Annotated in this window: 26 protein-coding genes and 1 pseudogene; 5 read left to right on the forward strand and 22 right to left on the reverse strand. The window is 41.9% G+C overall.

From position 1 onward, the window contains the following. Positions 1-192: 192 nt before the first annotated feature. Positions 193-438: a DUF2626 domain-containing protein gene (locus M1D65_RS12195; protein WP_003226300.1), complete on the forward strand. Its 246-nt coding sequence runs from the start codon at positions 193-195 to the stop codon at positions 436-438. 39 nt (positions 439-477) lie between these two features. Here M1D65_RS12195 and M1D65_RS12200 read toward each other — a convergent pair whose 3' ends face one another. Next, on the reverse strand, positions 478-1,113 hold the full coding sequence (locus M1D65_RS12200; RefSeq protein WP_014480263.1) for an MBL fold metallo-hydrolase: 636 nt from the start codon (positions 1,111-1,113) through the stop codon (positions 478-480). A gap of 156 nt (positions 1,114-1,269) precedes the next feature. Between M1D65_RS12200 and M1D65_RS12205 the strand changes: the two genes are divergently transcribed. After that, positions 1,270-1,443: a DUF2759 domain-containing protein gene (locus tag M1D65_RS12205; protein WP_003230141.1), complete on the forward strand. Its 174-nt coding sequence runs from the start codon at positions 1,270-1,272 to the stop codon at positions 1,441-1,443. Positions 1,444-1,474: 31 nt separating this feature from the next. Here the strand turns inward: M1D65_RS12205 and M1D65_RS12210 are convergent, their stop codons facing one another. The 12 genes and pseudogenes from M1D65_RS12210 to M1D65_RS12265 all read right to left on the reverse strand — a co-directional run bounded on the left by M1D65_RS12210 (position 1,475) and on the right by M1D65_RS12265 (position 11,742). Next, positions 1,475-1,789, reverse strand: coding sequence for an MTH1187 family thiamine-binding protein (locus tag M1D65_RS12210; RefSeq protein WP_003230139.1), 315 nt, complete (start codon positions 1,787-1,789; stop codon positions 1,475-1,477). A 2-nt stretch (positions 1,790-1,791) separates the two neighbouring features. After that, entirely contained in the window at positions 1,792-2,847 is a 1,056-nt protein-coding gene (locus M1D65_RS12215) for a YqgU-like beta propeller domain-containing protein (protein ID WP_032726168.1), read from the reverse strand. Between the two features lie 67 nt (positions 2,848-2,914). Next, complete coding sequence (locus M1D65_RS12220; protein ID WP_174223206.1) at positions 2,915-4,045, reverse strand: M14 family metallopeptidase; 1,131 nt, start codon at positions 4,043-4,045, stop codon at positions 2,915-2,917. Positions 4,046-4,127: 82 nt separating this feature from the next. Continuing rightward, entirely contained in the window at positions 4,128-6,044 is a 1,917-nt protein-coding gene (locus M1D65_RS12225; protein ID WP_003230133.1) for an LTA synthase family protein, read from the reverse strand. 115 nt (positions 6,045-6,159) lie between these two features. After that, entirely contained in the window at positions 6,160-7,125 is a 966-nt protein-coding gene (glcK, locus tag M1D65_RS12230; RefSeq protein WP_049141212.1) for a glucose kinase GlcK, read from the reverse strand. Between the two features lie 10 nt (positions 7,126-7,135). Next, positions 7,136-7,351, reverse strand: a complete 216-nt coding sequence (locus M1D65_RS12235; RefSeq protein WP_004399107.1) for a YqgQ family protein — start codon at positions 7,349-7,351, stop codon at positions 7,136-7,138. A gap of 109 nt (positions 7,352-7,460) precedes the next feature. Further along, positions 7,461-8,985 (reverse strand): annotated as a pseudogene (gene yqgP, locus M1D65_RS12240) (rhomboid protease YqgP). 89 nt (positions 8,986-9,074) lie between these two features. After that, complete coding sequence (locus M1D65_RS12245; protein WP_003230126.1) at positions 9,075-9,248, reverse strand: hypothetical protein; 174 nt, start codon at positions 9,246-9,248, stop codon at positions 9,075-9,077. A gap of 66 nt (positions 9,249-9,314) precedes the next feature. Next, positions 9,315-9,878, reverse strand: coding sequence for a 5-formyltetrahydrofolate cyclo-ligase (locus tag M1D65_RS12250; RefSeq protein ID WP_038829725.1), 564 nt, complete (start codon positions 9,876-9,878; stop codon positions 9,315-9,317). 84 nt (positions 9,879-9,962) lie between these two features. Next, positions 9,963-10,112, reverse strand: a complete 150-nt coding sequence (rpmG, locus tag M1D65_RS12255; RefSeq protein ID WP_003153056.1) for a 50S ribosomal protein L33 — start codon at positions 10,110-10,112, stop codon at positions 9,963-9,965. 83 nt (positions 10,113-10,195) lie between these two features. Next, on the reverse strand, positions 10,196-11,275 hold the full coding sequence (locus M1D65_RS12260; RefSeq protein WP_273797501.1) for a glycosyltransferase family 4 protein: 1,080 nt from the start codon (positions 11,273-11,275) through the stop codon (positions 10,196-10,198). Continuing rightward, positions 11,272-11,742: a hypothetical protein gene (locus tag M1D65_RS12265; RefSeq protein ID WP_038829723.1), complete on the reverse strand. Its 471-nt coding sequence runs from the start codon at positions 11,740-11,742 to the stop codon at positions 11,272-11,274. The genes M1D65_RS12260 and M1D65_RS12265 overlap by 4 nt, the downstream gene beginning before the upstream one ends. Before the next feature lie 179 nt (positions 11,743-11,921). Here M1D65_RS12265 and M1D65_RS12270 point away from each other — a divergent pair, with 179 nt between their 5' ends. Together M1D65_RS12270 and M1D65_RS12275 are read left to right on the forward strand one after the other, a co-directional pair. Beyond that, positions 11,922-12,275, forward strand: coding sequence for a hypothetical protein (locus tag M1D65_RS12270; protein WP_003245993.1), 354 nt, complete (start codon positions 11,922-11,924; stop codon positions 12,273-12,275). Beyond that, positions 12,272-12,736, forward strand: a complete 465-nt coding sequence (locus M1D65_RS12275) for an endolytic transglycosylase MltG (RefSeq protein WP_014480272.1) — start codon at positions 12,272-12,274, stop codon at positions 12,734-12,736. Before M1D65_RS12270 ends, M1D65_RS12275 begins: the two co-directional genes overlap by 4 nt. Positions 12,737-12,763: 27 nt before the next feature. On the opposite strand, the gene pstB (M1D65_RS12280) is transcribed toward M1D65_RS12275, so the two are convergent. The 9 genes from pstB (M1D65_RS12280) to M1D65_RS12320 form a co-directional block, all read right to left on the reverse strand. After that, on the reverse strand, positions 12,764-13,546 hold the full coding sequence (gene pstB, locus M1D65_RS12280; RefSeq protein WP_014480273.1) for a phosphate ABC transporter ATP-binding protein PstB: 783 nt from the start codon (positions 13,544-13,546) through the stop codon (positions 12,764-12,766). Positions 13,547-13,556: 10 nt separating this feature from the next. Continuing rightward, entirely contained in the window at positions 13,557-14,366 is an 810-nt protein-coding gene (gene pstB, locus M1D65_RS12285; RefSeq protein WP_276352918.1) for a phosphate ABC transporter ATP-binding protein PstB, read from the reverse strand. 20 nt (positions 14,367-14,386) lie between these two features. Continuing rightward, positions 14,387-15,271 (reverse strand): phosphate ABC transporter permease PstA, encoded by an 885-nt coding sequence (pstA, locus tag M1D65_RS12290; RefSeq protein WP_003230103.1) that lies wholly within the window; start codon positions 15,269-15,271, stop codon positions 14,387-14,389. Next, positions 15,271-16,200, reverse strand: a complete 930-nt coding sequence (pstC, locus tag M1D65_RS12295; RefSeq protein ID WP_014477352.1) for a phosphate ABC transporter permease subunit PstC — start codon at positions 16,198-16,200, stop codon at positions 15,271-15,273. Before pstC ends, pstA begins: the two co-directional genes overlap by 1 nt. Positions 16,201-16,268: 68 nt before the next feature. Then, entirely contained in the window at positions 16,269-17,171 is a 903-nt protein-coding gene (locus tag M1D65_RS12300) for a phosphate ABC transporter substrate-binding protein (RefSeq protein ID WP_014480275.1), read from the reverse strand. Positions 17,172-17,326: 155 nt separating this feature from the next. Next, on the reverse strand, positions 17,327-19,477 hold the full coding sequence (gene pbpA / locus M1D65_RS12305) for a penicillin-binding protein 2A (protein ID WP_014477354.1): 2,151 nt from the start codon (positions 19,475-19,477) through the stop codon (positions 17,327-17,329). Between the two features lie 113 nt (positions 19,478-19,590). After that, positions 19,591-20,883 carry an MFS transporter gene (locus M1D65_RS12310; protein ID WP_003230095.1) on the reverse strand — a complete coding sequence of 431 codons (1,293 nt, stop codon included), beginning with the start codon at positions 20,881-20,883 and terminating at the stop codon, positions 19,591-19,593. Between the two features lie 106 nt (positions 20,884-20,989). Further along, a complete protein-coding gene (sodA, locus tag M1D65_RS12315) occupies positions 20,990-21,598 on the reverse strand; it encodes a superoxide dismutase SodA (protein WP_004398583.1) in 609 nt (202 codons plus the stop codon). 178 nt (positions 21,599-21,776) lie between these two features. Next, complete coding sequence (locus M1D65_RS12320; protein ID WP_004398518.1) at positions 21,777-22,259, reverse strand: DUF456 domain-containing protein; 483 nt, start codon at positions 22,257-22,259, stop codon at positions 21,777-21,779. Between the two features lie 108 nt (positions 22,260-22,367). On the opposite strand from M1D65_RS12320, the gene M1D65_RS12325 reads away from it, so the two are divergent. Next, complete coding sequence (locus M1D65_RS12325) at positions 22,368-23,129, forward strand: DUF1189 domain-containing protein (RefSeq protein WP_015384107.1); 762 nt, start codon at positions 22,368-22,370, stop codon at positions 23,127-23,129. Positions 23,130-23,141 lie beyond the last annotated feature (12 nt).

The following is a 23,141-nucleotide window of genomic DNA, read 5'->3' on the forward strand; positions in this document are numbered from 1 at the left end:
AACTACCCGGATCATTTTTCATTTAAACCATTTACAGAACTTTTTTCGGATTATTTTTTAAAAAACATTCATACAATAGAAAACACAATCAAAGGGACAAATTCCATTTGTATATTAATAATGAAAATGTTTACATTTCTAGGTGTGATCTATTATAATAACAGTCAGAGGGACTCTCGGGAGGGGATAAAAATGAATCGCATGTTCCGGGTGTTAGGATTTTGGACGGGAATTTTTGCAGTCATGTTTTATTTAGGTGATATGAAAGATGCTTCCCTTTTATTTTTTGGACAGACGATCTTATTTGTGTTTCTATCGTATTTGAACTTAACCGAACGCATGTATATTTATATTTTTGGCGCTTATTTAACAATTTTCTTCGCCGGCTTTACATATTACTCAATTTTTATTATGGTGCCCGGCGGCGGAGGCCATTAAATGCAGAAAGAGACAAACCTTATCGGTTTGTCTCTTTTTTTACAATGAAAACCCATTTAAAAACGGATTTTGATCCTGCTCAGTCAGTACGTCTGTTTCAGGTCCATGGCCGCTTAACACCAGCGTGTGTTCCGGAAGCGTAAGCAGTTTTTCATGAATGGACGTCAGCAGCGTCTCTTGATCGCCGCCTATTAAATCCGTACGTCCTATACCGCCTTGGAACAAGACATCTCCGGAGATGACCAAGTCTGCATCTTTCACGTAGTAAGACACACTGCCTGGTGAATGTCCCGGCGTAAATAATGTTTCCAAATGAAACGGCCCGATATTCAACTCACCGTCGCCTTCAATTAGATGATCTGCAGGCTTAGCTGTGACTTCTATCCCTCGCAGCATGCCGGAGCCGTTTAAAGAAGCGTCCGTAAGCCAATTTTTTTCATTTTGATGCAGGTAAACAGGGATATCCCATTTTTCTCTCACTTCATCAAGCGCCCCAATATGGTCAAAATGGGCATGTGTAAGCAAAATGGCTAAAGGCGTCAGCCCTTTTTCTTTTATGTATTGATTGATTTTATGTCCCTCGCCGCCCGGATCAAAAATCAGGCATTGATCATCACTGATGAGAAAATATGCGTTCGCTTGAATCGGCCCTACTGGCATTCGTCTCCATTTCACTATTATCACCTCTTTCTTTTTTATGCTCTTATTATGAGGGTTTTTTAAAAAAGATTCAAACAATCGCAATGAAAACGCTATCGACAAACCTATAAAAAACAGGTAGAATAAAACTGGAAAGAATTGCAGGTTTTTCAATGTAAAGGGGGCTGTGTTATGTTACTTGTCGTGATTTTCGGCCTTGTCGCTCTTTTCGCTTTATGGGGAGTCTTGCGTTCTGTTAGAAATAAAAATATACTCGGGTTTTTATTAGCCGGTGCCACCTTATTTGTCTTTGGATGGTTTACCGTGATGACCGTAATAAACAGCGGGTATCCAACCGCACATTAAAACCTGTATCCGATCGGATACAGGTTTATTTTTATGGCTGTAAATGTTTATTGACACTTTCTATTTTGCTCTCAAGCGTCGTTTTTTTGTCACGCCTGTCATCGATACGGATATTCGTTGCCACTCTGTGCAATCCTTTTTGAAATGGCGCTTCGTGAATTGCCTGAATGACTGCAAAAAGGTCACTGAGTTCTCCCTCGATCAGCGTATTCATCGGTGTCAGCTGATATTTGATTTTCCCTTCTGCTTGATATCCTTCTAATATCTTTTGCACATCGGCTACGTAAGCACTGACACTGGGTGTTTCCGTACCGATTGGGATAATGGTTACATCTGCGATAGCCATCGTTATTCCATCTCCTTTTGATCAATGATGAGTTGCTTCGTTTCATGTGATTTCAATAAAATAATTTGCTCAAAATGAAAGCCGTATAACGCATATTTCCCGTTCGGAGATATTTGAATCGGCTCCATTTCCCGCAGAGACACAAGATCTTTTGTCTCTCCCGATGCTACATTGATTGCTGCGAGCTTATATGCATCGCCGCTTTGTTTGAATGTATAAAACAGGCCTCCTGCTTCATCATAGTCATACTCCATTGGAGCCAAATTTGTATATTTCGCTTGGAGCGGCCATTTCGCTGTAACAGGTGATGTTGATTGCGGCGTTTTAAACTGATACGTCCCTTTTCCTCCGGAAGCTGATTTGACAGTAAAACTCATTTGATGGAAAGAATCGAAGAATAGAACGTCATCCTCAAGCTTCTGTTCCGTCTTAGAAGCTGTATCGAACGTATATAAAGGCCCTGTTTTATCGTCTCTTCCCTCTTTTACATAATCAAATGTATTTTTGGATGTCCAATGAATGAACGGAACCTGTACTGGGCTTAAGAAAGATTCGTCTTTTTTAGCATTCACCTGATATGTATGGAAATCCCAGTTTTCATTGAATTCCGTCACCATCATTTGATAAGGATCATACTGATTCCAAGCAGCCTCAAGCTCATACGTTTCGTAATCTTTTTCGTAAAGCGTCTCTCCTTCTGCATTAAGCAAAACCACTGCTGTCTTTTGGCTATGTGTGATTTGCAGCAGAATCATCTGCTCCCTCGCATTGATTTGAACATCAACGATTTGACCATCCGTTTGATAGAGCTTTTTCGCTTTGCCTGTAAAGATGCGGTACGCAAAAAGCTCTGTTTTCGTCGGATTAGACGCAGTATATAATATTGTGCTGTTATTCAGCCAGCCTTCCGCCCCATCCGCTTTTTCCGAGGAAAGCGGTATGATGTCTTTTTTCTCATCTTTTGCCGCCGATGCCTGTTTTTGCTGCTGATGAGATGGTTCGCATGCCGATAAACTAAACAGCAATACCGCCAGCAGAATAAAACAAACTGATCTCATCAGCATTCCCCTCCGATCATCTTTATTCTCTCATATTTGCTTCAGCAGAAAAAAGAAAAAGTTTCAGTTACTCATGAAAAAATAACGCCCTCCACAAGATGCCGTTTGTGGCGTTATATATGTGTGAAAACTGCTGAAACGGCAAAGGATTTTGGCCTTTTCCAAGTTCCACCGTATACCCTTCCTTAAAATAATGGTGAATAAACCAATCACGAAATCCAGCATAGCTGTCTATATCCCTTACTCCCTTATAAATGTTCCCGCTTAACTCCTCAAAATCCTTTATGACGGCAGCAGATTCCTCAGGCTCAAGGCCTTTATAGCCCCAATAAATTTCTTCTCCTTGAGTATGAAGAGCCAGCAGTCTGTCAGGCGGATTCTCCGTGATCAGCCGGTACATCGCAATAGATTCCGGCTCCGTAAGCGGAGAGATTCCCGGAAAATCGCGGTAGCTGGGTGCTGTCGGTTTTCGGTATTTTTCAATTTCCCATAATGATGGAAATTGTTTATTTAAATCAACCCCGTTTATATTCGCCTTCCATTCATTAAAATTCGGACGATGTTCATTTAGCCTTTCGAGCTCATCTCTTCTGGCTCCCATGACTTCTGATCCGTTTAAAACAAGATCAACGCCATCCGGATTGACAAGAGGAACGAGGGATAAGGATGTGCTGTTAAACAGCTTTATGGGAGAAAAGCCAAAGAAAGGCGAATTGCAGCATAATGACATACAGTATTCCTTAAACCATTTTAGCAGGAGAGACGTTGTAATCCACTCATTCGCATGAAATGACGCGTTCATATGGACCTTTTTTACGGCATGCTCCCCACCAGCCTTCAGCTCCCAGATAGGCCTGCCGAGTACAGAACGGCCAATTTCCCGGCATGAGACAAACGGAAAAACATCAATAATCTTCTTTATTTCCTTTTCAACAGCTGAATCATCATAGATTTTCTCTTGCTCAATCCAGCTATCAGAAAGTTTCAGCTGCCGAGGCTGTAAAAAGCGCTTTATGTCCTGAATGGTTTGAAGCTCTTTGCCGCTATGCTCCTCTATCACATAACCAGGGCAGTACAATTGATGTTTTTGTGCGGAGCGATTTGCACTTTTAAGCAATTCCTCGTCTATCTTCAGTTCTTTCGCCACTCTGGCCAAATTGTTCTTGATCTCAGGTTTCACCGTAATAAACGCCATCATCATCCCCCTTTTTTGTTACTATATGACAGCGTATTTAAAAAAAGAAAGCCTCCCGCTCACTTTGACGCGGGAGACATTGTGATTACGATGCCTGATCAAGCATTTGTTTTTCTTTCCGTTTTGATGAATTGTCCAGCCTTTTCTGGTCATAAAATCGCAACAAATCCCCATAAATGATTTCATCAGAAAGTGATAGCTCCTGTTTTGCTTTATCAGCAAATGCTTCACATTGTTTTGTCTCTTCTAATGGTTTTCCCGTCTCTTTGTCATAACACGCACCGTCTGTATAAACAACCTGATCTGTGATAAAGCTCCCGTCCCGGAGCACCGTAAAGTCCAGTTTTTCGTCTGAAAGCAGATCGTTGCCGAATTGAATTTGATCTTTCGTATCAATCCCTAAAAGATTCATTAGCGTCGGCCTGATATCAATCTGCCCGCCTACTGTTTCAATGGTTTGCGGCTTTTTATCAGTAATACCCGGAATATGAATGACCAGCGGCACTTTTTGGAGCTGCACCTCTTCAAATGGGGTTATTTCTTTTCCTAAAAACTGCCCCATCGCTTCATTATGGTTTTCTGATATACCATAATGGTCACCATATAATACAATAACAGAGTTGTCGTATAATCCGTCTTCCTTCAGCTTTTCGATAAACCGTTTTAGCGCCTCATCCTGATAACGCACTGTCGGAAAATATTTATTTAGCGTCTGGCTGCTTGAATCATATTCATCAATCAATTGATCCTCTTCATCAAGATCAAACGGGAAGTGGTTCGTCAGTGTAATCAGCCTCGAGTAAAACGGCTGAGGCAGATTTTTCATCAGCTCTGAAGACTGCTCAAAAAATTCTTTATCCTTCAGTCCCCAGCCGACTGAATTTTCGTCAGTTACATCATATGAGTTAATATCAAAAAACGAATCATATCCAAATGAGTCGTACATTAAATCACGATTCCAAAAGCTCTTATTATTAGCGTGGAGCACCGCTGAATAGTATCCGCTGTTTTTCAAAATTTCAGGAGCGGCCATATATTGATTGCCCGCATTCGTAAAAAACACGGCACCTCGTCCAAGCGGATACAGTGAATTGTCCACGATAAATTCAGAATCCGAGGTTTTCCCCTGGCCTGTTTGGTGGTAAACATTATTAAAGTTGTAGCTCTGTTTTATAAAGTCATTCAGAAAAGGCGTGATTTCTTCTCCATTCAATTTTTCATTAATCACGAAGCTTTGCGTCGACTCTAAGGATACGAGAATGACGTTCCTTCCTTTTGCAGCGCCGAATAAGCGTTTGTTGGCATCCTTCGCATTAGCGGTTACATAGTTTTCAATCTCCGTCAGGCTGTTGCTGTCTGCCAACGCTCTCTGTGCGGATTGCTTTGACTGAAGAACGCCATCGTAAATATGAAAATTAAACAGGCTAATGTTTTTAACAAGCATTTCTCTGTCAAATGAGCGTGTCAATAGCTGAGGTCTTTCCGCCTCAGACAAGCCCAGGTTGAAGAAATAAACAGAAGCAACGAACAAAAAATAAGCCGCCCGTTCATTTTTCGTTGAGGGAATGTCCGATTGAAAAGCTTTTTGCCGGATGTGAAGCCATATTAAAACCGCAATATCTACAGCTAATAGGAGGTCTGTCGGCTCAAGAAGTGTTCCGATGCTGCTTCCGAGATCACCCATATTGCTCGTTTGAAAAAGAACAGGGATTGTTAAGAAATCATTGTAAAAACGGTAAAAAACCATATTTGCCAGCAATACAAACGTGACAAGACAGCTCATCGCGATAATATAGCGATTTCTGTTTTTGCCTTTTAAAAACAGGCTGAGGCCAAAAATAAGCAACAAAAAACTCAATGGGTTGATAAACAGAATAAATTCCTGTGTTAGATTGTCGATTTTAATATGAAAACTGGTTTTGTAAACAGCATACGTTTTCAGCCACATCAATAAAATGGCAATCAGCATAAATGAAATCTTCGAAAAAAACGTTTTTCGCATTTCAACCTCCTATGCAGCACGCTCAAAAAATCAGTCTATTCCCAACATTCTTATTAACACATCAAATTAAATCTTAACCTGAGCACAACAAAAAATCAATTTGATTTACACAATTTTAACAATTTTGATGTTTCAGCCATTCATTTTTAGCGATCCAAGCGCCTCCGATAACGCCGGCATCATTTCCAAGTGCTGCGATTGAAATATCAGCAGCTTGGGCAGCCCGCGGAAACGCGCATTTGCGGAATGTTTTCTCAACTTTTGATCTCAGCAGTTCTCCGGCTCTCGATACGCCGCCGCCAAGAACGATTTTGGATGGATTAAGCGAGCTTGCCAAATTTCCGAGCACCAAACCAAGGTGCTTGGCTACATAATCAACCACCTCAAGGGCAATTTCATCATTTTCACCCGCCGCTTCAAACACATCCCGCGCTGACAATTGTTCGGTTGCTTGTAAACGTGTCGTCTTTTTAGCATTTGCTATTTTTTCTTTTGCAATTCTTACAATTCCGGTTGCTGACGCAATTGTTTCGATACAGCCCGTTTTGCCGCAGTTGCAGGGCGCTCCGCCTTCAGGGATGCTGCAAATATGGCCGATTTCTCCGCCGGCGCCATTTATGCCATGTACAATTTCACCATTTGCAATGATGCCTCCGCCAACTCCTGTGCCAAGCGTCACGAGAATGACGTCTTTTGCGCCATCACCCGCTCCCTTCCACATTTCCCCGAGCGCAGCAATATTCGCGTCATTTTCTATAACAGCTGGGATGCCGGTTTCTGTCTCCAGATGGTTTTTCAAAGCATAATTTTTCCACCCTAGATTTACTGTTTCATAAACAACTCCTGACGAAATATCTACAGGGCCTGGTGCACCCATTCCGATGTATTTGATGATGTGCTTCGGTTTTTGCAGCTCATCCAGCTTGCTGTCGATTGTTTTTGCAATTGTGACAGTAATCGTGTCGCCAGTTTTATCAGTCGGAACTTCCCACTTATGCTGAATTTCACCATATTGATTAATAAAAGCGAGTTTAATCGTCGTTCCTCCCAGGTCAATGCCCGCAAACCATATCTCGTCCATTTTTATCACCTTAGCCTTTATAGAAATCTCTTCCGTTTTTTGTTTGTTCCAATTCTTTTCGAAGGACAGCTGCCGCTCTGGCCCACTGCTCCTTTTCAATCATGTGGTTCATGTATAATTCCTTTAATTCATCCAGCATAAACTCAATTTCAAGCTCTCTGTCTCCAAAATAAACAATGTGGCCAAACGTTTTTAACAGCTGTTGCACATCATAAAATGTATTCATTTTCCTCACCATTTCTTGAACTTAACTATCATAAGCGTATTCATAAGGAAGCGGTCAGTCAAGAAGAAAACGCTGACAAAAAAGCCAGCCTCCTTTCCATATTCCACCTTTATGATTCTTTATTGTTTTCAATTTGTTGCTGCAGCTCCTTGTAGCGCTGCTCCTTCGGCTCCAATTTTAAAGCCAGCCTGATGGCCTTTTCTGCTAGTGCAAGCTCATTTTTTTCCGCATACAATAAGGCTAAATTGTAATAGGAAGCATGGTCTTTAGGTTCTTTTTTCACTGCTCGTTCCAAAAGGGAAACCGCCTGATCATATTCGCCGATTTGAATATCAGATACAGCAAGAATTTTCAAAAGATCGGCAGAGGCATCTTTTTGCTCTGCTTCTCCGTTCAGCAATTCTGTTACTTCTTCATACTTTCCTTCCTGATACAGCTCGCTTGCCTGCTGAATCAGCGCTGACTCCTGGTGTGAAGGCGAATGCAATCCGTAATATAAAAAACCGGCAGCCAAAGCAATCAGCAAAACCGCTGACAACACTCTTTTTCCAAAGGCTCTGGCTTTGGGCAACCCCAATGCCGCTGCAGCGAAAAAGCCGCCAATCAAGCCGCCGATATGTCCTGAATTATCAATATTTGAAACTGCAAAACCAAAGCCCAGATTGATGATAATAATGACAATAATATTGGTTCCTATGGTTCTTAAAAACATTTTTCGATTAGATAAAGCAACATACAGTAATGCACCTAAGCATCCGAATATGGCTCCTGATGCCCCTGCCGAAGGATACGGGCTGAACACAAAACTCGCAATCGAACCCGTAATGCCAGCAGCCAGATAAATCAGCAAAAATCTCCCCGATCCATACATCCGCTCAACCGCTGTACCAACCGACCATAAAGCCAGCGTATTAAAAGCTAAATGCGCTATGCCGATGTGAAGCACGATCGGTGTCAGAAGCCGCCACCATTCTCCTTGTGCAATCAGGCTGTTTTCTTTTGCTCCAAAAGCGACCAGCGTCTCCGTATTTGTGCTGCCCCCGTTTATTTCGAGCAAGAAAAACATTAGGATCTGAAGCGCAATAAATAAATATGTAAAAATCGGTTTTCCATTTTGAAAAACCGCCGCTTCAGTTTTTCTCTGTTCTTCTTGTTTCAGCACTAGCGAAAGGAAGCGTTCTCGCGCCATTTGCACGTCTTCAAACGAAGCGTGTTCCTCTCTACAATTTTCTGTACGAAATGATGGAAAAACCGCTTGAAGATCATCTCGAAGCATCGTTCCTCTAACGATCGCCGGCTCAACTGACACAGTTCCCTTCTCAAACGTTTTTTTTTGCAATCTCTTCCCAGTCATCAACAGGGGCTTCCGTTGAAAAAAACACATTCAGCAGCTTCATCCTTCGTCTGCCCAATTGATGTCTGACTCGTTCTACTCGTTCGGCCTGCTCTTCGATGTCTCTAACCATTTCTTGACGGAAATCAAGATCGTGCTTATAAAGACGAACTAGATCATGAGAGGACTTGTCCGGAGCTTCCAGCCATATCTCATCTGACTCACCGGCTTGTATGACGCCATACCCGCTATTCACCAGGTGCGCCGCAATTTTCCAATATGTATACTCCAGCAAAAACATGTTTACCGCTCCAATAGTTTTTTTTCATTATAACAGCTGGCGCTCCGAAACGCCTACTGAAAGCAAAAAATCCCGTTTTTCACGGGATTTTAGAAAGCTTGCTGTATAAACTTATTGCGGATAAATGGAATTCTTAAAAACAAATGGATAAAAGACCGCCTGATTCCTGGCTGGCTGAGTACAGTATTCATAAGACGGTAGCGATTTTGATAAAACATGACGGCAGAAACCGCGAAAATGGCATAAATCAAAAGTTTTTTCATGATATCCCTCCTGCCAATAGGGTTTGTTATTCTGCCTTATTTATTCTCGAATAAGGGACAGGAAAGTTATGAAAAACAAGAAATAATCCGATCCTCTGTTATCAGCTTTTGTACCGGGATGTCATGTGGCAGACTGGGTACGTGCGCATACAACTGGCACTCCAAAAGCAATGAGACTGTCTTCCCTTCATATTCACTTAAATAGCGATCATAATAGCCGCCTCCAAAGCCGACCCTAAACCCGTTAACATCAAAACAAACACCTGGAACGATCATCAAGTCAATTTGTGATGGGTTTACTACTTTTGTTTTTTCAATTACCGGCTCGAGCAGTCCGGCATACACGGTTTCGAGCTGATCATCAGTCTGATATGTGCGAAATTGCATTTTCTTCGTGTCCGGATGGCATTTTGGGATGCAAACTTGTTTCCCTTCTTCCCAAGCCTGCTCAATGACAGGACGCGTCGGTATCTCTAATCCTCTGGAAATAGTGACGGCAATGGTGCCGGCATTTTGCCACTCCGGCAGAGAAAACAAGTACTTATACATACGTTCCGTTTTTTGAAGAATATCTTCATTTGATAAAGCAGATAGTGCCTCCAGCGTCTTTTTTCTTAATTGTGATTTCATCTCTCATCCCCCTCGGAATAGAAAAAAAGCCAGAACCTTTTTCAAAGCTCTGGCTTTTTTCTTACACCTCAAACAGCAAGGCTGTTATTTTGTTTCACGGTGTAACGTAGATTTTTTATCACGTGGGCAATATTTTTTAAATTCAACGCGGTCTGGATTGTTGCGTTTGTTCTTTTTAGAAATATAGTTACGCTCACCACATTCAGTGCAAGCCAAAGTAATATTAACGCGCATTATTTTCCCTCCAAACTAAAATCATTTACTTATTCAGACTTATATATAATACCACTATAATGGACGGAATGCTAGGCTGTTTTTCAATGAATTGCTGAATTATTGAAGATACGCTCATAAAGCTGCAAATATGATGACGTAATGAGTCGGGGGTGGTGGAGCTTGAACACTTGTTGTCTGCCAGCTTCTTTTATCCGGCGGGCTTTTTCCCGGTCTTTTAAAAAGCTGTCCAGCAGATCAGCCGCTTCCTGTACGAGCGTAAAATTAGCGATGACTGCCGTTTTGTCATGAACGGCATAATCACAAAAACCACCCGACTGAGAAACGACAGTCAGCACACCTTGTTCCATGCTTTCTTGCGCGGCAAGCCCAAACGGTTCATAAGAACTAGGGAAAACAGCCATTTCACAGTGAGACAGTAACGTTCTGATGTCTTTCCTATTGAGAAACGGCAGGAACATGACACGATCCTTCAGGTTATATGCCGCAGCCAATTTCTCATAGGAGGACAGAGACGGCCCCTCCCCAGCCAGCACTAGATAGAGGTCAGGCTGACGCTGCTTCAAGATGGCAAATACCTTTAACAGCTGCGAAAATCCTTTTTCCGGAACGAACCTTCCATATGAAAAGAGGAATCTTCTATTTATGCTTCTTTGGATTTTCCCCTTCTCTTCCTCCATAGATGCAGGGCTTGGGATAACAGTTATTTTTTTATGTGCTGCCTTATTAAGAGACCGCTTCATAAATGTGCTTAATACGATCAATGCATCAGCGGATTCTATAAGGAGCCGTTCGGTCTTGAGCCTGTATGGGTGTGGGGCTTCTCGGCACACCTTCTTCCTTTCTCTTTCAAGACCGTGGATTGTCGCAGTAAGCGGAAGGCCAAGCCGTTGTTTCAAATACTGGGCGGCAGGGGCAGTTGTGTCATCATGGGCATGAATCAGATCAAAGCGTTTATTGTGTGATAACACATGGCGAACCATTGTAAAGTTAGCATCAGCTATGCAATCTTCAAACTTCGCATACGAAAACAACTGCCCGCTCGGAGTACAAACTGTAATGTTGATATGAGGATTTAAATAGGAAATGAGGCGGTTTAAATGGACACCGAGCCCGCTTTTCGGCTCATCGGGATGTTCGGGTGAAAGCATGAGAATGTTCACCGTTCTTTTTCCCCTCTCCCATAACAGGTGTATGCAGAAAATTGCGCCTCCCAACTGGTGTGCGCTTCTTCAATCTGAAAACTGTTTATATGACGAATCCCATTTTCATCAAGATAGATGTCGTCTGTACCGGCAAGCTTGAGAGAGACATTCATTGAATTCACAATTCTGTATTCAGCCCGATATACAGCATCACCAGCCGCCTGTCTAATCGTCCATTCGCCTTTATCATACGTTGTGCGTTTTGTCCTGACAGCTTCAATGTCTTTTCTTTTGATGACAATGCGCAATTCTTTTATCATATCCTGCGTTTTTTCGAAAAGGACCGCTTCAGCCAGCCGCATTGTTTCTTCTGAGATTTCCCAGCTTACGGTCAAGGTGTGGGCGTTTTGAATGATTATGTCGAATGTGTCCCTAAAAAAGGAAAGCTTATGTCGTATATTATAGGGAAATGGGTGTTTATCCATGGACTCCTAACATTCTCCTTTCCAATCGTTCACTTCGTGTTCCTATTAAACCATTACATAAAGAAGAAGCAAAGAAAGATTTCTCGACAAAATCTCGTTTTTTTCGCGAATTCCTTTAGAAACTATTGGTTTTATGGTATAAAAAAGAAGGATAAAAAAAGAATAGAAGGTGATGAAACGTGGAAATTGCTATTATTGCGTTGTTTATCGTCAGTATAGCGCTAATTGCATTCTCATATTCTCAAAGAGACCCGATGAAAGATGTAGAACAGGAGCTCGAAACACTGCAGCTTTCTGCGATGCAGGAAATTTACAAGCTCAAAAAGAAAATGACAGTGCTTGAGGAAGAATTACTGGAAACAAACCTTGTCATTCGCAAATCAAAGCAGAACGACATCAATCAAAAAATCGCTAAACAAATACTTTCTAAATATAATAACGGTATGTCAGCTGAAGCGATTGCTAAAGCTGAGCATGTATCAGTGGAAGACGTGAATACGATTATCAAAGATAATGAGAAGGTGCTCGTATGACAAAACGGGGCATTCAGGCATTTGCTGGCGGCATCATTTTAGCGACAGCCGTTCTTGCAGCTGTTTTTTATCTGACTGACGAAGACCAGGCCGCTGCTGTAAAAGATAATAAAACAGTAACTGAACAAGACGTGAACAATTACCTTGATTCTAAAAAAATGGTTTCTGTGAACCGTGATGAATATCAAAAACTTCTTGATTCAAAAGAGAAATCGTTGACCGATGACAGCAGCTCAGACACGAAAACAGACAAAGTCAAAACGTACAAGCTCAAAATTAAAGATGGCATGAGCACTGCGGATGTATCTGCTATTCTTGAAAAAGAGGGCATTATCTCTTCGGCTCAAGACTTTAATGACTATGTCATTGATGCCGGCTATCACAAAGAAATTCGTGCCGGCGAGTTTAAAGTAAAATCAGACATGAGTTTCAAAAAGATCGTAAAAACGTTAACACGATAAAAAACAGGCTGACTCAGCCTGTTTTTTTCATCCAAACTTTCCTGAAATGTAATCGAGCGTTCTTTGATCCTTCGGGTTAGAGAACATTTTATTCGTATTGTCGCATTCAACAAGCTCGCCCATGTAGAAAAAGGCGGTTTGATCAGAAACCCTTGCTGCCTGCTGCATGTTATGCGTGACAATGACAATTGTATATTTATTTTTTAGCTCTAGAATGAGTTCTTCAATTTTCCTCGTTGAGATTGGATCTAGTGCAGATGTCGGTTCATCCATCAGCAAAATATCTGGATTGGTCGCAAGTGCTCTGGCGATGCAAAGACGCTGCTGCTGGCCCCCTGACAGCGAAAGAGCGGACGTATGCAATCGATCCTTCACCTCATCCCATAACGCCACGTCTTTTAATGACTTTTCCACAATTTCCTGAAGCTTCTTCTTATTTTTGGTGCCGTGGACTCTCGGTCCGTAAGCCACATTATCAAAAATAGATTGCGGAAACGGGTTCCCTTTTTGGAATACCATGCCGATATTTTTCCGTAAATCCACGATGTCCACTTTATCCTTTAAAATGTTGCTGCCATTATAGTTCAGCTCACCTGCAAGCTTTACATTTGGCGTCATTTGAATCATTAAATTCAATGTCTTGATAAAGGTCGATTTCCCGCATCCGGATGGACCGATAATCGCCGTAACCTCATTTTCATAAATGCTCAAATTGATATTTTTTAAAGCATGATGCTGTCCATACCATAAGTTCATTCCATTGACTTGATAGACTTCCTGTTTCATTACAGCTTCGGTAGCAATACTCATTGCCGCCCTCCTATCCGAATTTCCCGTTAATATAATCCTCTGTCTTTTGCTTTTTCGGACTCGTGAAAATCTGTTCGGTCTGTCCGTATTCTACAAGCTCGCCGTTTAAAAAGAATGCCGTCCGGTCAGAAACCCGCAGAGCCTGCTGCATATTGTGCGTGACAATAATAATTGAGTATTCTCTTTTCAATCCTGTAATTAATTCCTCTATTTTCGCATTTGAAATCGGATCAAGCGCTGAAGCTGGTTCATCAAGCAGAAGAACAGCCGGCTTCATCGCAAGCGTTCTCGCGATGCATAAACGCTGCTGCTGGCCGCCGGATAACGAGAGTGCGGATGAATGTAAACGATCCTTCACCTCATCCCAGAGGGCCGCTTTTGTTAAACTTTCTTCCACAATTTCATCTAAAACAGCTTTATTCCGCTCTCCGGTATATTTCAATGCATGTGTGATATTCGCATAGATCGATTTCGGAAATGGATTTGGTTTTTGGAAAACCATTCCGATTTCCCTTCTCAAGCTGACAACGTTAATATTGCCGCCCAATATATTTAATCCCTCATAAAGGATTTCACCTTCCGCTCTTGCAGATGGAATTAAATCGTTCATTCGGTTAATATTTCTCAAAAAAGTGGATTTTCCGCATCCCGACGGCCCAATTAAAGCAGTCACCGCATTTTTTTCAATATCCATGTTTACATGATGAACGGCTTGTTTATTTCCGTAATAAATGGACAGATCTTTGACCTCAAGCACGTGGTTCTGCTTCGGAACAATAACAGCTCGCTCAGTTTTTTCTTTTACCATTTGTTCAGACATGTTTTTCGCCTCTTTCCGTTCTAATTTGCCGTAAGCTTTTTGTAGATCATCGTGCCAAGCCATCTCGCCGCGAGATTAAACACAAGAACAGAAATCACCAGCACGGCAGAACCACCGTTGGCAATCGCTTCAGCATCCGGAATCATTCCTTGTGTATTGACGTTCCAAATGTGGACCGCAAGTGTTTCAGCGGGCCTGAAAATATTAAGCGGTGATGTTTCCGAAAACGGGTTCCACTCCGTAAAATTAAGACGCGGTGTTGTCAGGCCTGCCGTAAATAATAATGCGGCCGCTTCCCCGAACACCCTTCCTGACGCTAAAATTGCTCCTGTGATGATAGAAGGAATCGCACTTGGAATTAAAACTGTTTTTACGGTATGCCAGCGTGATACACCTAAAGCGAGAGAGGCTTCCTTCAGATCTTTAGGGACTGAACGGATCGCGTCTTCTGTCACACGCACCATGACAGGAAGGTTAAAAACAGTTAACGCAAGCGCTCCGCCTATGATCGTATATCCCCAGCCTGTTAAGTTGACAAACATCAATAATCCAAACATCCCAATGACAATAGACGGAAGAGATGAAAGCACCTCTATACATGTTCTGATGAAGTCAGTTACTTTATTATTAGGCGCGTATTCAGCCATGAAGACTCCGCCGCCCACACCGAGCGGGATTGTAATCAGCATTGTAATAAACAAAATATAAAAGGAGTTAAACAGCTGATCTCGTATGCCTCCTCCAGCTGCAATGGCGCTCGATTTTGTTGTAATAAATTGAAAACTGAGCTGAGAAACACCGTTTATAATAATATAGGAAAACAAACCTACTAAAATGGCAGCGATAATGGCTGCACACAAACCAAACATTCCGGTCGCCAGTTTATCTGTTATTTTGCGGTTCATTACACTTTCCTCCTAGATGACAAGTAGCGAATAAGCAGGATGAACAGGAATGACATCACCAGAAGCACAAGCCCCATTGACCACAGCGTATTGTTTTCAACACTTCCGTATGTGGTGTGGCCCATATTCAGCGTGATGATCGTTGTCAGCGTTCCCGCAGTGTCAAACAGGCTTTCCGGCAATACTCTTGTATTTCCAATGACCATCTGAACAGCCAAAGCTTCACCGAACGCCCGAGCCATGCCTAACACAACAGCTGTCATCAATGTTGGAAAAGCTGCAGGCACAAGTACTTTTCTGATCGTCTGCCATCTTGTCGCACCAAGCGCGTAAGAACCCTCTCGTAAACTCTTCGGAAGAGAAGCCATTGCATCAGCAGAAATCGATGTGATCGTCGGGAGAATCATGACGGAAAGGACAATCGTTCCCGCCAATAAACTGTGCCCTGTTCCGCTCGATTTGAACTGGGCGATAAACGGCACCAATACTGTAAGACCTATGAATCCATAAACAACAGATGGAATACCGACTAAAAGCTCAATCACCGGCTGCAGCACTTTCTTTCCCCAATTCGGGGCAATCTCTGTCATAAAAATCGCACCTGCAATGCCAAGCGGCGCAGCGATTAGAGCAGAAAGAATCGTTACTGCAAATGAGCCAAAAATAAATGGCAGCACTCCGTATTTCGGATCACTATCTGTAGGATTCCAATTTAAGCTCGTTAAGAATTCAATTGGGCTTACACCATTTACAAGAAAAGATTGCAGCCCCTTCACGCCGAGGAAAATGGTGATTGCAACAGATGCCGCAATCATAATCAGCGCACAAGCTGTGACTATCATTCTTCCCCGAACTTCATCCAATTGCCGATTTTGCCTTGAGCTGATTAAACGCTCGCTCACAGACATATTTTCTCTATTGTTTATCATTGTTTTACACTCCTATGAATGTGTTAAGAGGAGAAACGGTTGTCCCCGCACTCCTCTTTTTATTAAGATCAGCTTTGCTTCCCGTTGGCATCGCGTGTCACTTTCATATCAGTAACCGGAATGTAGCCTTGGTCAGTAACAATGCTTTTTTGAATGTCTTCACTCTTTAGATAATCAAGAAATTCTTTAGCTAAACCTGTCGCTTCACCTTTTGTATAAGAATGCTGATAAGCCCAGATCGGATACTCGCCAGTTGCTACATTTTTCGCTTCAGGTTTAACACCGTCAATAGATAGAGCAGTTACTTTGTCATCTGTTAAATATGAGAATGCAAGATATCCAATCGCTCCCGGAGTATCAGCAATGATTTTTTTCACCGTGTTGGAGGAATCTTCAGTAATGCCTTCTGCAGGTTCTTCTCCGTCAAGCGCATATTTCACAAATGTAGCACGTGTGCCAGAAGAATCAGGACGGTTTACAAGTGTAATCTTTTGGTCTTTGCCGCCGAGCTCTTTCCAGTTTTTAATTTTGCCAGTGAAGATTTTTTTCAATTCATCTTTTGAAATATCCTTCACACCAGCATCAGGGTTTACAGCTGCTGCCATACCAACTACAGCGACTTGATGATCGACAAGCGCTTTTGCATCGATGCCTTCTTTTTCTTCTGCAAAAACGTCTGAATTCCCGATCTGAACAGCTCCTTCAGAGACTTGAGAAAGCCCTGTTCCAGAACCGCCAGCTTGTACCTGTATATCAGCATCAGGGTTTTCTTCCATAAATTTTTCCGCGGCTGCAAGTACTAGTGGCTGCATTGCCGATGAACCAGAAATGGTTAAAGAACCTGATGCCTTTTCTTCTCCTTTTGCAGAATCGCTATTCGATTTTTTACTTTCTCCTGCATTTCCGCATGCAGCTGCAATCATCATAAATGCAGCCATCAGAAGCATAAGCACCAATTTGTTTTTTTTCATTTCCTGAATTCCCCCTGCGTATAATGTGTAATTTGTCCTACACGTATAGAGTAAAGGTTCTATGTAAAAAGGGTTTGAACCGAATGTTAAGGTTTTGTAAATCAGTGCGTTTTTTTGTATAAAAAAAAACGCCCACATCATGTGAGCGTTTCTTTTTAGTTATCAGAAGACGTTGTGTTTTCTGCATTTTCTTCAATTTTGTCTTTATTCTTTTGCTGAGTATCTTCTTTGTCCTGCTTCGATTTCAGCTCAAAATATTTATCCATTACTTCCCTGCCGATTTCGTTTGTAATGGTATATTTAGCGCTGTAATCAATATAAGCCCAAGGGACTACTACAGAGATCGCAATCTCAGGATTATCAGCCGGTGCATAGGCAACAAGTGTCGTATTATAAGTCGATGTTCCTGTTTTTGATTTATCAGGTCCATCATAGAACGATTGTGCTGTTCCTGTTTTACCGGCTGGCTGATATGACGCTGAAGCAAATTGGCTGGCAGCTGTCCCTTTTGTCATCACCCGTCTGAATCCGGCCTGAACCTCTTTAATATATTCACTCTTCATGTCGATTTTATTCAGCACTTCCGGCTGAACGGATTGTACGACAGCACCGATTCCTTTTTCAGGATTAGGATCCCTGACTTCTTTCACAAGCTGAGGTTTTAAGCGATACCCGCCGTTTGCAATCGTTGATACGTATTGCGCCAGTTCCAGCGGTGTATATGTGTCGTATTGGCCGATTGCATAGTCAAGCAAGAATCCCGTCAATCTGTCTGTTCCTTTATAGCCTGTCATTTCATTCGGAAGATCAATTCCAGTTTTGACACCTAATCCAAATTGGCTGAAATAATTACGGAACGTATCAAAGGCCGTCGTATCAATCGGTAAAGCTTGGTGCGGTTTATATTCACCTTTTCCGAGCGCGATCGCTGTTTTAAACATAAATACGTTAGAAGACTGCTCTAAGGCTCTTTGAATATTGACCGGTCCTAAGTTAGTCCATGACTTTTTACCGCGTTTATCCTGACCAATATATAAAGGTTCATCTTGAAAAACAGTATTCAGATTGATAGCTCCGGTTTGAAGGCCTGTCAAGACTGTTGCGCCTTTGACTGCTGAACCCATGGCGTAAGATGACGTCATTGTACCTAAAGCGTAATCATCAATTTTATATTTCCCATTTTCTTGTTTAATCTGCTTGCCCGCCATTGAAAGCACTTCACCATTTCTTGGGTCCATCATGACAACGAATGCCCGGTCTAACAATTGAGTGCTTGGTCTTGCTTTAGCAGATTTGAGGTTCTTCTCAATGATTTTTTCCACTTCTTTTTGCAAATCAATGTCAATCGTAAGCACGAGATCTTTACCGGCTTTACCTTCAGAAACGGTTTTCGTTCCCGTGACATTGCCGTTTGAATCTGTGATATTTTCGACTTTGGCTTTTTGGCCCTGCAGAAGGCTTTCGTATTGGTATTCCAGATAACTTTTTCCGACCCTGTCATTTCGGCTGTAGCCAAGCGACAGATAATGGTCGAGCAAGTTGGACGGCAATCCTTCATTAGAGCTGGAAACACTTCCGAGGACTGAGCGAAGAAGGTTTTTATACGGATATTCACGTTCCCAATCGGACGTGACATCAACACCTGGCAGTTCGTCTAAATGTTCACTTACCACTGCCATTTCCTTCGCTGATACATCTTCGTTTTTGATATATTGAGGGGTCAATGCATAGCCCGAATCCATCTGTCTTTTGATAGCGAGGATCTGCATATCTTTATCCGTCAATTCATTCAACTGCTTATCAGTAATCCGTTTTAGCTGAAGCTGGTATAAATCGTCATCGGATATTTTTTTGTCTTCAACCTGCTGTCTTTCTTTAGAGCTAATCAGCTTTTTCGCTTCTTTCGGTCTAGTCAAAATCCAATAATCTTTTTTATCCCGTTCTGTTACTTTTTTTGTATCGACTTTGATCATGTCAGACAGCTTTTTTGCGATCTTTAAGCGCTGTTCTTGCGTGGTCGATTTAGATCTCGTGTATGTGATTGCATTTAAAGCCTTATTTGTCACAATGGCATTAAAGTTTCGATCATAAATTTTCCCGCGCGGTACCGCTGAGCTGACTTCACTTTGTTCCTGCTTATTCGCTTGGTTTTTGTAATCATCGCCTTGCACGATCTGCTTGATGCCCAGTTCCACAATAATCCAGGTAAATATAACAAAGGCAGCTAAAAATAAAATATTCAGCCGGATCGGAAGCGACTTCTTTTTCTCTTTATGATTTTGCTTTTTTGGTTTATTTCTCCTCATAACATCACCTTTTCTATTTACAGAAAGAAAAGACACTCAAGTAAGAGTGCCAGTTTTCATTTTAAAGGTTTTTTCGACTTTTTTCTACAGATAACCCCTTTTTGGCAAAAAAATTATCTCTCGCCTTTTAACAGGGTCGGTTCTGTTACCCGTTTTTGGCCATCTTCTTCCATGGTTTCATTTTCCCCTTCTTTCTCCTTAAAACGGATATCCTTGACAAAGTAATAAATCAAAGGATGTCCTATACCCAATATCGCAAGTGACAAAGGAATTCCCACATCCTCTTTCAGAAGGGCCACAATCAGGAGAAAGCACAAAATGGAAACAATTCTGCCGGCGTTCAAGAACATTTCTCTAAGCACGATATATTCAATTCTTGCTTTTCTGGCATGCCTCGCCCGCCCTATCACATCATATGTAAGTGATACATATGGCACAAGCAACAGAGGATAGCCGATGGCAATAAAAACGCCGTACGTTAATAATGTCGAAAAGCTCATATGAAACAGAATCAAAAACAGCGCCCCATACAAAATAAGTCCGCCCAGCAAAATCGATTTTTTTCTCGCCTTTTTCTTAATCAGCCTGGATGCAAAGTAGTAGGCAAAGAAGGAAACAGCTGAATTGACAAGACCGAATGTACCGAGAGCAAGTTCGCTGTTTGTCTCAATAAATACAAACACACTGATTAAAAAGACAAAAATCCCTTCTCTCAAACCCTGAAAAAAATGCGCATTCGTGATTCTCCGCCAATTCATATTGCTATGGCGCTCTCCAAATACTTTGCTCAGCATAAAACGGCCCTTTGATTCTCTCCGTTTTAAGAAAAAGCTCATTACGACAGCCAGGGCAAATAAACTGAGGGAGAGACTGAAAATCACTGTATAACCCGTATTATTTTCAAGCCTTGAGATCACGAATCCGGCTACAATCGGGCCGATCATTCCTGCAGAGGAAGACAGAATGCCCATAAACCCGTTGAAAAAGTCTCGTGTATCCGGCTCTGTTATTTCAAAGGTCAGTACGTTAAACGCTAGCCAATAAAAGCCATAGCCAACTCCGAGCACCGCGCCGATTAGCACGAGGCGGCTGGCCGCCGTTTCTCCGGCTAAAAGCACACTTAAATAAAAGGCAGCTAAAAAAATGACGCCGAACCTTAAAATGAATACCCTGTCTATTTTTTTGGCTAACCGTCCAGCCAAATAAAAGGTTATCGGCTGCATTGTCACAATGGATAAATTATATATCGCCAAATCAATAAATTTCCCTGACTGCTTCCAAAGATACACATTAACAAATGTATTGGACAGTGCAATTCCCAGCGAGTAAAGCCCGCCAATGGTCAGCAGAAAGAGTAACCCTTTGTTTACGTCTACATCGCCTATCACTTTTTTTAGTTTGCTCATTACTGACTCCCCTTTACTATCCCTTAGTCTGTCTCACTCAAACCGAGATATGTAAAAAGAAGACATAAAAAAACAAGGTCCCATAATGAGGACCTTGTTTGTGCCATTATTTTGCTTCGCTGTATAGACGAGCCACTTCGTCCCAGTTTACAACATTCCAGAAAGCTGAAATGTAATCAGGACGGCGGTTTTGATAGTTAAGGTAGTAAGCATGCTCCCAAACGTCAAGACCTAAGATAGGCGTTTTGCCTTCTGAAAGCGGAGAATCTTGGTTTGGCGTGCTTGTGATTTCAAGTTTACCGTTGTTCACAACAAGCCATGCCCAGCCAGAACCGAAGCGTCCAGCTGCTGCTGCTGCGAATTGCTCTTTGAATTTGTCAAAGCTTCCAAATACACTGTTGATCTCTTCAGCAAGCGCGCCAGTCGGTTCGCCTCCGCCGTTTGGAGATAAAAGTGTCCAGAATAATTTGTGGTTTGCGTGTCCGCCGCCGTTGTTGCGGACTGCAGTGCGGATGTTTTCAGGAACAGAATCAAGATCTGCAACAAGCTCTTCAACTGATTTGTTGGCAAGAGCAGTGTTTCCTTCAACCGCTTTGTTTAAATTTGTAACGTATGTGTTGTGGTGTTTCGTATGGTGAATAGTCATAGTTTCCTTGTCGATATGCGGTTCTAAAGCATCGTACGCATAAGGTAATTCTGGAAGTTCGTAAGCCATGATAATTCCTCCTTAGTATATATGTACTGAAATGCCGCTTCACAGCGAGCCTTTCTTCATTCAATGTAACAAAAGAATGCTTTGTAATCAATGAAAAAGCTCACGATTTGGCTCATTTCAGCGGACATATTTCACTTTAACCGATAATCTGCCCCATTAAACCTGCCGCCAGCATTTCTTATAGGACCGTCCATAAAAAGTATCCGATCATCAAAAGCTGTATGATGCCCTTTGCAATAACCCCTGTTAAAAAACCAATGAGTGAGCCGAGACCAATTTTAAACGCTGACTTTAAGTCCTTCTGATGGACGATAAGTTCTGCGCAAACAGCCCCGATAAACGGCCCCAATATGATCCCTGCAACCGGAATGACAAAAGGCCCGATTAATAAACCGATCGTGCTTCCCCATATGGCAGCTTTGCTTCCTCCGAACCTTTTTACTCCAAGCAGATTCGACACGTAATCTGCTGCGAATAATACTGCGGCAAAAACTGCCTCAACAAGCCAGAACATATAAGAATACGGACTGAATGAAAATAAAAATCCGTACAATACAAATCCGGCAACAATAAATACTACGCTCGGAATAACAGGATACACCAGCCCGATAAAGGCAATGATAAAAACCGCTGCAATCAACAGCCAATACAACATATCCATAGCTTCCATCCTCCCATTTTACTCTACTTCTTCATGTCTTCCTTGTATTCACACGCATGCAACGATACAATAAGCAACATATATTAGTTTAGCTAGGAAGTGAAGATAGTGAATGTGTTTCAGCTTTTCATTAAAAGTACATACTCTCCCCGTGATATTGCAAAAACAAGATTTCAAGGAATCGGAAAAGCGATTCTTTATGTATTTTTGCTCTCTGTCCTGTTTGCAATCCCTACCGCTTATTATGTAAGTACAGGGACCGTAAAATCAATGAACGGCTTTAAAACTGTTTTAAACAAAGATTTCCCTGATTTCACAATTTCAAACGGCAAACTTCAAACGGATGAGAAAAAAGCCACGGAATCTCAAGCAAATGGTTTCGTTATCGTGTTCGATCCGACAGACTCCTATGGCACTGAACAAATTGAAGCAAAGCAAAACGCGATCGGCATCCTTCAGAACAAATTTGTTTTGGCCATTGACGGACAGGCCCAAGAAATGTCTTACTCAATGATGCCGTCAGAGTTACAGAAAAAAGATGTCATTGCAGGGTTAAACCAAAATAAAGCGATGATTGTAACTGTTCTCTCAGCTCTTATTTTTCTCGTAACAGCAGCGGGAAAATTTATTGAAGTATCGTTTTTAGCGCTTATCGGGTTAATCATTAAGAATTCGCAGAAAAAACATTTATCCTATCATCAGCTCTGGAAGCTTTCTGCTTATTCCATCACCCTTTCAACTGTATTCTTTACAATCATGCGGGCACTAGAAGCAACCGTACCAAGTGAATTTTTACTGAACTGGTTTGTCAATTTTGTCATCCTGTTTCTCGTTTTAAAAGAGATTCCGTCCAAAAAAGCTGCTGTATAAACCGAGGCTGCA

It is taken from the genome of Bacillus sp. JZ39, assembly GCF_053903145.1.